The organism is Streptomyces sp. NPDC052910 (assembly GCF_055585605.1).
Genome location: NZ_JBVJJR010000009.1, coordinates 151,880 through 163,485 on the forward strand (window position 1 = coordinate 151,880; position 11,606 = coordinate 163,485).

An 11,606-nucleotide genomic window follows, 5' to 3' on the forward strand; every position below is an offset into this window, starting at 1 on the left:
TGCGGTTACCTCACCGCCCGGTCACTTCACCGTCGGCGGCTTGCGCAGCGACAGGTGCAGCTCCTTCAGCCGGGACTCGTCGACCTCGCTCGGGGCGCCCATCAGCAGGTCCTGGGCGTTGCCGTTGAGCGGGAAGGCGATGGTCTCGCGGATGTTCGGCTCGTCGGCCAGCAGCATCACGATGCGGTCGACGCCCGGGGCGATGCCGCCGTGCGGCGGGGCGCCGAACTTGAACGCGCGGAGCATGCCGCCGAACTCGCGCTCGACCTCCTCCTCCGAGTAACCGGCGATCCCGAACGCCTTGTACATGACCTCGGGCTCGTGGTTCCGGATGGCGCCGGAGGACAGCTCGACGCCGTTGCAGACGATGTCGTACTGCCAGGCGAGGATGTCCAGCGGGTCCATCGTCTCCAGGGCCTCAAGGCCGCCCTGCGGCATGGAGAACGGGTTGTGGGAGAACTCGATCTTCCCGGTGTCCTCGTTCTTCTCGAACATCGGGAAGTCGACGATCCAGCAGAACCGGAAGACGTTCTCCTCGAACTGGCCGGCGCGCTTGGCGGCCTCGACGCGGACCGCGCCCATGATCTTGCCGACCTCGTCGAACTCGCCGGCGCCGAAGAAGACGGCGTGGCCGGCGGCCAGGCCGAGGCGCTCGGTGAGGACCTTGACGTTGTCCTCGGCGAGGAACTTGGCGATCGGGCCGGACAGCGTCCCGTCCTCGCCGACGCGGACCCAGGCCAGGCCCTTGGCGCCCTGCTCGACGGCGAACTCGCCGAGGCCGTCGAAGAACTTGCGCGGCTGGTCCTGCACGGACGGCACCGCGAGGGCGCGCACGTGCTTGCCGGCGAAGGCCTTGAACTCGGAGCCCTCGAAGACGTCGGAGATGTCGACGAGCTCCAGCTTGGCGCGCAGGTCCGGCTTGTCGGAGCCGTACTTGAGCATCGCCTCGCGGAACGGGATGCGCGGGAACGGCGAGGTGACGTGGCGGCCGTTGCCGAACTCCTCGAAGAGGTCGGTCATGACCTTCTCGATCACCTGGAAGACGTCCTCCTGCTCGACGAAGGACATCTCCATGTCGAGCTGGTAGAACTCGCCGGGCGAGCGGTCGGCGCGGGCGTCCTCGTCGCGGAAGCAGGGCGCGATCTGGAAGTAGCGGTCGAAGCCCGCGATCATCAGCAACTGCTTGAACTGCTGCGGCGCCTGCGGCAGCGCGTAGAACTTGCCGGCGTGCAGACGGGACGGCACCAGGAAGTCGCGCGCGCCCTCGGGGGAGGTGGCGGACAGGATCGGGGTGGCCAGCTCGTTGAAGCCGAGCGCGGTCATCTTCTCGCGGATGGAGCGGATGACGGCACCGCGCAGCATGATGTTGCGGTGCATGCGCTCGCGGCGCAGGTCGAGGAAGCGGTACTCCAGGCGGCGCTCCTCGTTGACGCCGTCCTCGGTGTTGATCGTGAAGGGCAGCGGGTCGGCGGCGCCGAGCACCTCGACCTCGGTGACCTCGACCTCGATCTCGCCGGTGGGGAGCTCCGGGTTGACGTTCTCGGCGCCACGGCTCATGACCCGGCCGTCCACGCGGACGACGGTCTCCTTGGTGAGCCGGCCCAGCGCCTCGTTGGCGGGGGTGCCGGGACGGGCGACGAGCTGGACGAGACCGTGGTGGTCGCGGAGATCGATGAAGAGGATGCCGCCCAGGTCGCGCCGATTGTGCAGCCAGCCACTCAGGCGCACGTCGGTGTCGACGTCAGCCGCACGGAGCTCGCCGCAGGTGTGGGACCGGTAACGATGCATCGTTCATCCAAGTCGTGGTCGAAGGCGTGGTTCGAGAGGCGCGCTGCACTGGCCCGCCGCACTGGGTTAGCGTGCATACAGCACTGAGCAAGGGTACTGCCCCACCCGCCATCGGTGGTCTGCACCGAGCGAACCCACATAAAGTGGGGCAATGCGCACCGAGGACGTGCTGGCCGCCGTCGCGACCGGCCTGTGGCACTGGGACCGGGCCACGGGACGCGTCACCTTCGACGCCGAGGCCGCCCGGCTGCTGGGACTGCCCGCCGAACGGACGGAGCTGTCCGAGTCGGCCGCACGGGCCCGCTTCCACGCGGTGGACTGGGTGGAGTTCCAGGGCCTGCTCAGCGTGGCGATCTCGGAGGACGCGCTCGCCGAGGCCCGCATCCGGGTGGTGGACGAGGCCGGCCGGGTACGCCGGACGGTCCGCGCCCGCACCCGGCAGCCGGCCCACGGCGGCGCCCAGGCGCTCGTCGGCACCCTGGAGGAGGTCCCGGCGCCGCACCCGGGCACCTCGCCCGCCCGCTCCACCGTCACCGGCGACTGGCGCCGCAACCGGGAGGCGTTCCTGCTGGACGCGGGCCGGGCGCTGGCCGAGGCCCGGTCCACCGCCGAGGTGCTGCGCGTCGCGGCGGGCCTGTCGATGCCGGGCTTCGAGCCGTCGGCGCTGGCGGTCTTCGGCACGGACGGCGGCCGGGTCACGCTGATCGGCCACCACGGGTACGCGCTGGAGGACGTGGACGCGTTCCTGGAGATACCGCTGGACGGCAACCACCCCGCGCCCGAGGTCGTCCGCACCGGCCGCGCCATCTACATCCCGTCCCCCGAGGACTACGCGCGCCGGTTCCCCGCCGTCTGGCCGCTGGTGGCCGGGTTCGGCCGCCGGTCCTGGGCCTTCCTGCCGCTGATCAACGCCGGGCGGACGATCGGCGCCTGGATGGCCGGCTTCAGCGTCCCGGTGGCGTTCACCCCCGACGAGCGGTCGGTGCTCACCACGGTCGCCCGGATGCTGGCGCAGGCGCTGAGCCGGGCGAGCGTCCACGAGTCGGAGAAGGAACTCTCGGTCGGCCTCCAGCGCACCATGATGCCGACCGTCCAGCCGGACATCCCCGGCATGTCGGTGGCGGCCCGCTACGTGCCCACCGGCGGCGGCCTGGAGGTGGGCGGCGACTGGTACGACATGATCCCGCTGCCCTCCGGCCGGCTCGCGCTGGTCATCGGGGACGTCCAGGGGCACGACGTACGGGCCGCCGGGCTGATGGGCCAGTTGCGGATCGCCCTGCGCGCCTACGCCTCGGAGGGGCACCACCCGGACGCCGTGCTCTCCCGGGCCTCCCGCTTCCTGTCCGGCATCAACGAGAGCGGCCTGTCCGGCGTCGACGACGGCGTCCCCCCGGACCCCCGCTTCGCCACCTGCCTCTACATCGAGGTGGACCCGGCGACCGGGCTGCTGGTGATCGCCCGGGCGGGCCACCCGGACCCGGCGATCCGGCTGAGCGACGGGACGATGCTGGTCCGCGCCACGGCCGGCGGACTGCCGCTCGGCATCGACCCGGACACCGACTACCCCACCACCCGGCTGGTCCTGGAACCCGGCGAGACGATGCTGGTCTGCACCGACGGCCTGATCGAGACCGGCGGACACGACCTGGAGACCGGCTGGTCGCGGCTGCGGGAGGTCATCGAGGGCGAGCCGGCGGCGGACGACCCGGCGTTCCTGGAGACTCTGGCCGACGACCTCGTCCAGGCCGTCCACGGACCGTCCTCGCACTACACGACCGGCCCGCTGGTGGACCGGCGGGAGGACGACATCGCGCTGCTCCTGCTCCGCCGCGAGCCGCCCGCCGCCACGGCGGCGCGGACCACCGGTCCGCCGCCGCGCCGGACGGTGATGAACATCGCCCAGGCCGAGCCGGAACGCATCGCCGAGGCCCGGCAGCAGGTACGGGACCTGATGCACGACTGGCCGGACGCCGACCAGACCGACTCGGCCGTGCTCATGGTCTCCGAGATGCTCACCAACGTCCTGGTGCACACGGACGGGGACGCGCTGCTGCGGGCGTCGGTGTCCGGGGAACCGGGGCACCGGCGGGTGCGCGTGGACGTCGCGGACACCAGCGACGAGCTGCCGCACCGCCGCCACCCCGGCGAGATGGCCTCGTCGGGGCGGGGTCTGGTGCTGATGGAGCTGCTGGCGGGGGCCTGGGGGGTCGATCCGCAGGGCGAGGGCAAGAACATCTGGTTCGAGCTGTACGAGGCGGACCGGCCGTCGCCGGACGATCTGGCGGCGATCACCTGAGCCCGGCACCGGGCCTCAGGGCAGGGCGGTGGACCACAGGACACGGCGGTGAGCCTCAGGGCAGGGCGCCGGGCCTCAGGGCAGGGCGGTGGGGGCTCACCCCCTGAACCGGGCGAGCCCCCACCGCGTCCGGGCGCCTCCCCTGACGGGCCCGGAGCGGCCGGGTCCGGCGTGGGAGGGGCGGGCCCGATTCCTTCCCCCGCGCCGGGTGAGGGGAACACCGACCACCTTCACTCGTTGGAGTGATTCACCGGATGAATGGACCAGCCCCGGGCCCGGCGGAACCGGTCCTGCCGGCTCAGGACGCCGGGACCGTCCCCAGCCGGCCGGCCTTGAAGTCGTCGAAGGCCTGGGCGAGTTCGGCGTGGGTGTTCATGACGAACGGGCCATAGTGCATCATCGGCTCACGCAGCGGCCGGCCGCCGAGCAGCACCACCTCGAACCGCTCGCTGCGGGAGTCCTGGACGTCCCCGGCCTGGACCACCAGCGCGTCCCCGGTGCCGAAGACCACCGACTGCCCGCTGCGGAACGGCCGCCGCTCCGTACCGGCCGTGCCGTGCCCGGCCAGCCCGTACGCCAGCGCGTTGAAGTCGGTCCGCCAGGGCAGCACCAGTCGGGCGCCGGGACTGAGCGAGGCGTGGATCATCGTGATCGGGGTGTGCGTGGCGCCGGGGCCGACGTGGCCCGCGACGTCCCCGGCGATCAGCCGGACGAGCGCGCCGCCGTCCTCCGAGGCGAGCAGCTTCACGTTGCCGCCGCGGATGTCCTGGTACTTGGGCGCGATCATCTTGGCCTCGCGCGGCAGGTTGACCCACAACTGGAGACCGTGGAACAGGCCGCCGCTGACGACCAGTTCCTCGGGCGGCGCCTCGATGTGCAGCAGCCCGGAGCCGGCGGTCATCCACTGGGTGTCGCCGTCGGTGATCACACCGCCGCCGCCGTGCGAGTCCTGGTGCACGAAGGTGCCGTCGATGAGGTACGTGACGGTCTCGAAGCCGCGGTGCGGGTGCCAGGGGGTGCCCTTCGGCTCCCCGGCCGCGTAGTCCACCTCACCCATCTGGTCCATCATGATGAACGGGTCGAGGTGCCGGTAGTCGATGCCGGCGAAGGCCCGGCGGACCGGGAACCCCTCGCCCTCGAGACCCGCGGGTGCCGTCGACACCGCCAGCACCGGACGGGCCGCCGGGCCCACCGGTGCCGTCACACGCGGCAGGGTCAGCGGGTTCTCCACAGTTACAGCAGGCATGTCGCCCTCCTCGGACGTTCCGTCCCCCGGGTCGCCTCCAATTTAGTTGAAGAATGAACAACCTGCAAGGAGCGGCTGTTCCCCGCCGGTCTCCTGGGACAATCGATCAATGCGTGCCAGATCCGCCGGCCCCGGCAAGGCCGGGTACACCGTCCTCTTCGCCACCGTGCTGGCCCTGGCCCTGCTCGGCGTGCTGGTGGCGACCCGGGGCGTGGCCATCGACGGTCCCCTGGCCGAAGGCGAGTCCTCCGGCCACTACGCGGAGCCGGAGGGAGTGGGGGACGAGGCCGCGGACGCGATGGCCTCCGCCGTGCGGACCGAGCCCGGAGTACCGCGGCGGGCGGACCGCCGGCCGGACCGGGCGGCGGACCGCGGGGCGCGCACCGACCCGCTGCCGCCCTCCCGGCCCCTGGAGGCGGCCCCCGCGCACCCCTCCCCGGCGGTCGGCCCGCTCTTCTACACCGACCAGGACGAACCCGCCCACGGCTGCACCGCCGGCGTCGTCCACAGCCCCAAGGGCGATCTGCTGGTCACCGCCGCGCACTGCGTGTACACCGACGGCTTCCGCACCGACATCGCCTTCGCCCCCGGCTACCACGACGGCGAGGCGCCGTACGGCGTCTGGGTCCCCACGTCGATCGACGTCGACCCCGAGTGGATGAAGAACCGGGACGAGGACCACGACGTCGCGTTCCTGCGGGTACGGCAGGTGGGCACCGACGTACGCGTGGAGGACGTGACGGGCGCCGAGCGAATCGCCTTCCACCCGGCGGTGGACCGGCCCGCCCGGGTCCTCGGCTACCCCGGAGAGGGGGAGCGGCCGCTGGCGTGCCAGAGCGTGGTGCGGCGGGAGAGCGCTTCGCAGGTGCGGTTCGCCTGCGCGGGGCTGCCCGGGGGGACGAGCGGGAGTCCGTTGCTCACGGACGTGGACGCGGCGTCGGGGCTGGGGACGGTGGTGGGCGTCCTGGGCGGCAAGGACGAGGGCGGCGACGACGAGGTGTCGTACAGCTCGTACTTCGGGGACGCGGTGGAGCGGCTGTACCGGCGGGCGACCGCCGGGTGACCGCGCTCCGCGCGCTCGTCCTCAGGCGCCGGGCGGGCTGCGGAATCAGCCCGCCCGGCGTTTGAGGACGAGCGGCGGGGCCGCGACAGGGGGCTGGGGCGCAGCCCCGGGAAACGGCGAAGGGGAGAGACCGGGGCGAACCCCTACCCGTACATCCGCCGCATCGCGAAGTCCACCATCTGCTCGACCGCCTTCGCGTCGAACACCATCCGGTGATCCCCCTCCATGTCGAGCACGAACCCGTACCCCGTCGGCAGCAGGTCGATCACCTCCGCCCCGGTGATCACGAAGTACTTCGACTCCTTGCCCGCGTAGCGCCGCAGCTCCTTCAGCGAGGTGAACATCGGGATCACCGGGTGCTGGGTGTTGTGCAGGGCGAGGAAGCCGGGGTTGTCGCCGCGGGGGCAGTAGACCTTGGAGTTGGCGAAGATCACCTGGAAGTCCTCGGCGGACATCGAGCCGGTGGTGAAGGCCCGTACCGCGTCGGCGAGCGACGGCGGCGACGGCTCGGGGTAGAGCGGCTGCTCGCCGTAGCCGCCGGGCTGCTGCGGCGGCGCGTAGCCCTGTTGTCCCACGTTCTGGTCGTAGCCGTACATGGGCCAAAGCGTAACCAGTCACAGTTGGCCCAACAGGGGTTGCTTCTTATTACCGGTGGGTAGCATCATGCAGATTACCGATCGGTACGCACTCGGTAAGCACGAGGAACGCCCTCCCGTCACCCCTTACGGAGCCGTTGTCATGGGCCACTACAAGTCGAATCTCCGCGACATCGAGTTCAACCTCTTCGAGGTGCTCGGCCGCGACAAGCTGTACGGCACCGGCCCGTTCGCGGAGATGGACGTCGAGACCGCCAAGGACATCCTGTCGGAGATCGCGCGCCTCTCGGAGAACGAGCTGGCCGCCTCCTACGCCGACACCGACCGGAACCCGCCGGTCTTCGACCCCGAGACGAACACCGCCCCGATCCCGGACACCTTCAAGAAGAGCTACCAGGCGTACATGGACGCCGAGTGGTGGCGTCTCGGCATCCCGGAGGAGATCGGCGGCACCGTCGCGCCGCGCAGCCTCCTGTGGGGCTTCGCGGAGACGATCCTCGGCTCCAACCCCGCCGTCTGGATGTACTCGTCCGGCCCGGCCTTCGCCGGCGTCCTGTACGCCGAGGGCACCGAGCAGCAGAAGCACATCGCGAAGATCGCGGTCGAGAAGCAGTGGGGCTCGACCATGGTCCTCACCGAGCCGGACGCCGGTTCGGACGTGGGCGCCGGCCGCACCAAGGCCGTGCGGCAGGAGGACGGCTCCTGGCACATCGAGGGCGTGAAGCGGTTCATCACCTCGGGTGAGCACGACATGGCGGAGAACATCCTCCACTACGTCCTCGCGCGCCCCGAGGGCGCCGGCCCGGGCACCAAGGGCCTGTCGCTCTTCCTCGTCCCGAAGTACGAGTTCGACTTCGAGACCGGTGAGCTCGGCGCCCGCAACGGTGTCTACGCCACCAACGTCGAGCACAAGATGGGCCTCAAGGCCTCCAACACCTGCGAGATGACCTTCGGCGACAAGCACCCCGCCAAGGGCTGGCTCGTCGGCGAGAAGCACGACGGCATCCGCCAGATGTTCATGATCATCGAGTTCGCGCGGATGATGGTCGGCACGAAGGCCATCGCCACCCTCTCCACGGGCTACCTCAACGCCCTGGAGTACGCCAAGGAGCGCGTGCAGGGCCCCGACCTGGCCAACTTCATGGACAAGACGGCCCCCAAGGTCACCATCACGCACCACCCGGACGTGCGCCGCGCGCTGATGACGCAGAAGGCGTACGCGGAGGGCATGCGTGCCCTCGTCCTCCACACGGCCGCCGTCCAGGACGAGATCATGGTCAAGGAGGCCGCGGGCGAGGACACCAAGGCGCTGAACGGCCTCAACGACCTGCTGCTGCCGATCGTCAAGGGCTACGGCTCCGAGAAGTCGTACGAGCAGCTCGCGCAGTCGCTCCAGACGTTCGGCGGCTCCGGGTACCTCCAGGAGTACCCGATCGAGCAGTACATCCGCGACGCCAAGATCGACACCCTGTACGAGGGCACCACCGCCATCCAGGGCCAGGACTTCTTCTTCCGGAAGATCGTCCGCGACCAGGGCCAGGCGCTGACCACCCTCTCCGAGGAGATCAAGAAGTTCCTCGCCGAGGCCGCCGGCGGCGAGGAGCTGGCCGCCGCCCGCGAGCAGCTCGCCAAGGCCGCCGGGGAGCTGGAGGCCATCGTCGGCACCATGCTGACCGACCTCGCCGCCACCGAGAAGGACGTCAAGTCCATCTACAAGGTCGGCCTCAACACCACCCGCCTGCTGATGGCCTCCGGTGACGTCGTCGTCGGCTACCTCCTCCTCCGCGGCGCGGCCGTGGCGGCGGAGAAGCTGCCGACCGCCTCCGCCAAGGACAAGGCGTTCTACACCGGCAAGATCGCCGCCGCGAAGTTCTTCGCCGCGAACGTGCTGCCCGGCGTGTCCGTCGAGCGCAAGCTCGCCGAGAACGTCGACCAGTCGCTGATGGAGCTGGACGAGGCCGCGTTCTGACGACCCCGGTCCGCCGGTGTGCGAGGCCCGCTCCCGTAAGGGAGTGGGCCTCGTGCCCGTAGGGGGGCGACTGCGGCGGGCCTGTTATCCGTAAGGGGCGCCCCCAGCGCGCTTCTTCCCCCTTTGAGGCGCCCCGAGCAGGCTTCACACCCCCGAGACGCGCCCCCGCCGGCGCCCCGCACGCCCCTTGCCCCGCTCCTTATCCTGAGGCCATGAGCACTGCGCACCGCTTCGACCGCGGCCACACCGACGACCTCATGTCCTTCCTGGCGGCGAGCCCCTCGCCGTACCACGCGGTGGCCAACGCCGCGGCCAAGCTGGAGAAGGCGGGTTTCCGGCAGCTCGCGGAGACGGACGCGTGGGACGCGTCGGCGGGCGGCAAGTTCGTCCTCCGCGGCGGTGCGATCATCGCCTGGTACGTGCCCGAGGGCGCGACGGCCGCCACCCCCTTCCGCATCGTCGGCGCGCACACCGACTCCCCCAACCTGCGCGTCAAGCCGCTGCCCGACACCGGTGCGCACGGCTGGCGCCAGATCGCCGTGGAGATCTACGGCGGCACGCTCCTCAACACCTGGCTCGACCGCGACCTGGGCCTCTCCGGACGGATCACCCTGCGCGGCGGCGAACACCGGCTCGTCCACGTGGACCGCGCGCTGATGCGCGTCCCCCAGCTCGCCATCCACCTGGACCGCTCCGTCAACGACGGTCTGACGCTGGACAGACAGCGCCACATGACGCCGCTGTGGGGCCTGGGCGACGTCCGCGAAGGCGACCTGATCCGCTTCGTCGCCGGGGAGGCGGGCGTCGACGCCGACGAGATCACCGGCTGGGACCTGATGACGCACAGCGTCGAGCCGCCCGCCTACCTCGGCCGCGACCGCGAACTCCTCGCCGGGCCCCGGATGGACAACCTGGTCTCCGTGCACGCCGGCACCGCCGCCCTGGCCGCCGCCGTGACCTCCGAGTCCCTGCCGTACATCCCCGTCCTCGCCGCCTTCGACCACGAGGAGAACGGCAGCCAGTCCGACACCGGCGCCGAGGGCCCGCTGCTCGGAAACGTCCTGGAACGCTCGGTGTTCGCACGCGGCGGGTCGTACGAGGACCGGGCGCGCGCCTTCGCCGGCACCGTCTGCTTCTCCTCCGACACCGGCCACGCGGTGCACCCCAACTACGCGGAGCGGCACGAGCCCGGCCACCACCCGGTGGCCAACGGCGGCCCGATCCTGAAGACCAACGTCAACCAGCGCTACGCCACGGACGGCGGCGGCCGGGCCGTGTTCACGGAGGCGTGCGAACGGGCCGGTGTGCCCTGGCAGCACTTCGTCTCCAACAACTCGGTGCCCTGCGGCGCCACCATCGGCCCGATCACGGCCGCGCGGCACGGCATCACCACCGTCGACATCGGCATCGCTATCCTCTCCATGCACTCCGCACGTGAACTCTGCGGCGCGGAGGACCCGTATCTGCTCGCCTCGGTGCTCGCCGCCTTCCTGGCCGGCTGACACTCCGTCGGACGTCGCCGACCGGCGCTTCCCACGGGCGGGATGAGCGCGCCGCACCTTCGATCCACCGACATCCCACCCGGGGGAACCCATGACCCACCGCCTCCTGCGCACCACCGCCGTCGCGTTCACCGCCGCGGCCGCCCTGACGCTCACCGCCTGCGGCGGGGGCGGCGGCGACGGCAAGAGCGACGGGAACGGGGAGGGCAAGGGCGACCGTTCCGCGCCGACGGCGTCCGATGCGCCCGGTGCGGCGGGGGAGGACAGCGCGGCCAAGGGTGCCAAGAAGGGCGACGCCTGCGCCCCGTCCGACGTGACCATCGAGGCCCGGCCCGCGAAGAAGCCGGCCGGCGCGCTGCTGCTGGTCGCCACGGCGAAGAAGGAGTGCACCGCGTACGGTTTCCCGTTCCTGCGCTTCGACAAGGACCAGGCGACCGCCGACGTGGACGCGGCCGGCAAGCCGAAGGAGCCGGTACGGCTGGGGGCCGGGAAGGCGGCGTACGCGGGGATCCGGCCCACGTCGTCCGACGGGGGGTCGGCGCGGGAGGCCAAGGAGCTGTCCGTCTCGCTCCAGGCCGCGAACGGGGATCCGGTGGAGGGCGGCGAGGTCCGGACCGCCCTGCCCGGCGGGAAGCTGCGGATCGACGATTCCGTGCGGACGACGTACTGGGTGGCGGACGAGGGCGCGGCACTCGGCAAGTGAGGCGTCGGGCCCCGGTTCCTCCCCCGGGGCCCGACAGGCGGTTGTCGCGGGGCCCGGGGACCCGCCCTCGCACAAACCCGGGGACCCGCCTTCGCACGAAACGGTGAAAGGGCGGGGGCGGGGCACATCCCCCTCCGGACCGGGGGTAGGCGCGTCGATGAACGACCGACCCCACCCGGAAGGAGTCATGCCATGGGCATGGGATGGTGCATCGGTCTCATCGCCACCGGCGCGATCCTCACCTTCGCAGTCGACTGGCACATGCAAGGCGTCAACCTCACCCTCGCCGGCCTGATCCTCATGGCCGCCGGCCTCATCGGGCTCAACGCGTACGTCGCCATCTTCAAGCGCCGCCGCACCCAGCCGCCGCCGCCCGCGGCCCCGGTGGTCGAGGAGGACCACCGGTTCGTCCGCTGAACCCCGTGGCCGCTGCGCCCTGGAAC

General features: G+C 71.6%; 9 protein-coding genes. 6 read left to right on the top strand and 3 right to left on the bottom strand.

What is annotated here, in order from left to right; translation table 11 throughout:
- Window positions 1-21 precede the first annotated feature (21 nt).
- Complete coding sequence (gene aspS / locus ACZ6X9_RS27900; protein WP_469780759.1) at window positions 22-1,788, bottom strand: aspartate--tRNA ligase; 1,767 nt, start codon at window positions 1,786-1,788, stop codon at window positions 22-24.
- Between the two features lie 151 nt (window positions 1,789-1,939).
- Here aspS and ACZ6X9_RS27905 point away from each other — a divergent pair, with 151 nt between their 5' ends.
- Window positions 1,940-4,084 (top strand): ATP-binding SpoIIE family protein phosphatase, encoded by a 2,145-nt coding sequence (locus ACZ6X9_RS27905; RefSeq protein WP_469780760.1) that lies wholly within the window; start codon window positions 1,940-1,942, stop codon window positions 4,082-4,084.
- A 298-nt stretch (window positions 4,085-4,382) separates the two neighbouring features.
- Here the strand turns inward: ACZ6X9_RS27905 and ACZ6X9_RS27910 are convergent, their stop codons facing one another.
- On the bottom strand, window positions 4,383-5,330 hold the full coding sequence (locus tag ACZ6X9_RS27910; protein ID WP_469780761.1) for a pirin family protein: 948 nt from the start codon (window positions 5,328-5,330) through the stop codon (window positions 4,383-4,385).
- A 109-nt stretch (window positions 5,331-5,439) separates the two neighbouring features.
- Between ACZ6X9_RS27910 and ACZ6X9_RS27915 the strand changes: the two genes are divergently transcribed.
- Window positions 5,440-6,393, top strand: a complete 954-nt coding sequence (locus tag ACZ6X9_RS27915; protein ID WP_469780762.1) for a trypsin-like serine peptidase — start codon at window positions 5,440-5,442, stop codon at window positions 6,391-6,393.
- 143 nt (window positions 6,394-6,536) lie between these two features.
- Here ACZ6X9_RS27915 and ACZ6X9_RS27920 read toward each other — a convergent pair whose 3' ends face one another.
- The gene (locus ACZ6X9_RS27920) at window positions 6,537-6,989 is read right to left on the bottom strand and encodes an SseB family protein (protein ID WP_004940035.1); all 453 of its coding nucleotides are present in this window, start codon (window positions 6,987-6,989) and stop codon (window positions 6,537-6,539) included.
- 142 nt (window positions 6,990-7,131) lie between these two features.
- Between ACZ6X9_RS27920 and ACZ6X9_RS27925 the strand changes: the two genes are divergently transcribed.
- The 4 genes from ACZ6X9_RS27925 (at window position 7,132) to ACZ6X9_RS27940 (ending at window position 11,580) form a co-directional block, all read left to right on the top strand.
- Complete coding sequence (locus ACZ6X9_RS27925) at window positions 7,132-8,958, top strand: acyl-CoA dehydrogenase (RefSeq protein ID WP_469780847.1); 1,827 nt, start codon at window positions 7,132-7,134, stop codon at window positions 8,956-8,958.
- 212 nt (window positions 8,959-9,170) lie between these two features.
- Entirely contained in the window at window positions 9,171-10,460 is a 1,290-nt protein-coding gene (locus ACZ6X9_RS27930) for a M18 family aminopeptidase (protein WP_469780763.1), read from the top strand.
- A 91-nt stretch (window positions 10,461-10,551) separates the two neighbouring features.
- A complete protein-coding gene (locus ACZ6X9_RS27935) occupies window positions 10,552-11,163 on the top strand; it encodes a DUF4232 domain-containing protein (protein ID WP_469780764.1) in 612 nt (203 codons plus the stop codon).
- Between the two features lie 192 nt (window positions 11,164-11,355).
- On the top strand, window positions 11,356-11,580 hold the full coding sequence (locus ACZ6X9_RS27940; RefSeq protein WP_469780765.1) for a DUF6458 family protein: 225 nt from the start codon (window positions 11,356-11,358) through the stop codon (window positions 11,578-11,580).
- Window positions 11,581-11,606 lie beyond the last annotated feature (26 nt).

Bases quoted from the DNA above. Each gene is read 5' to 3' on its own strand.
- ACZ6X9_RS27935 (WP_469780764.1), top strand. From the start codon at position 10,552: ATGACCCACCGCCTCCTGCGCACCACCGCCGTCGCGTTCACCGCCGCG.
- ACZ6X9_RS27905 (WP_469780760.1), top strand. From the start codon at position 1,940: ATGCGCACCGAGGACGTGCTGGCCGCCGTCGCGACCGGCCTGTGGCAC.
- ACZ6X9_RS27930 (WP_469780763.1), top strand. From the start codon at position 9,171: ATGAGCACTGCGCACCGCTTCGACCGCGGCCACACCGACGACCTCATG.
- ACZ6X9_RS27940 (WP_469780765.1), top strand. From the start codon at position 11,356: ATGGGCATGGGATGGTGCATCGGTCTCATCGCCACCGGCGCGATCCTC.
- ACZ6X9_RS27925 (WP_469780847.1), top strand. From the start codon at position 7,132: ATGGGCCACTACAAGTCGAATCTCCGCGACATCGAGTTCAACCTCTTC.
- ACZ6X9_RS27910 (WP_469780761.1), bottom strand. From the start codon at position 5,330: ATGCCTGCTGTAACTGTGGAGAACCCGCTGACCCTGCCGCGTGTGACG.
- ACZ6X9_RS27920 (WP_004940035.1), bottom strand. From the start codon at position 6,989: ATGTACGGCTACGACCAGAACGTGGGACAACAGGGCTACGCGCCGCCG.
- ACZ6X9_RS27915 (WP_469780762.1), top strand. From the start codon at position 5,440: ATGCGTGCCAGATCCGCCGGCCCCGGCAAGGCCGGGTACACCGTCCTC.
- aspS (WP_469780759.1), bottom strand. From the start codon at position 1,788: ATGCATCGTTACCGGTCCCACACCTGCGGCGAGCTCCGTGCGGCTGAC.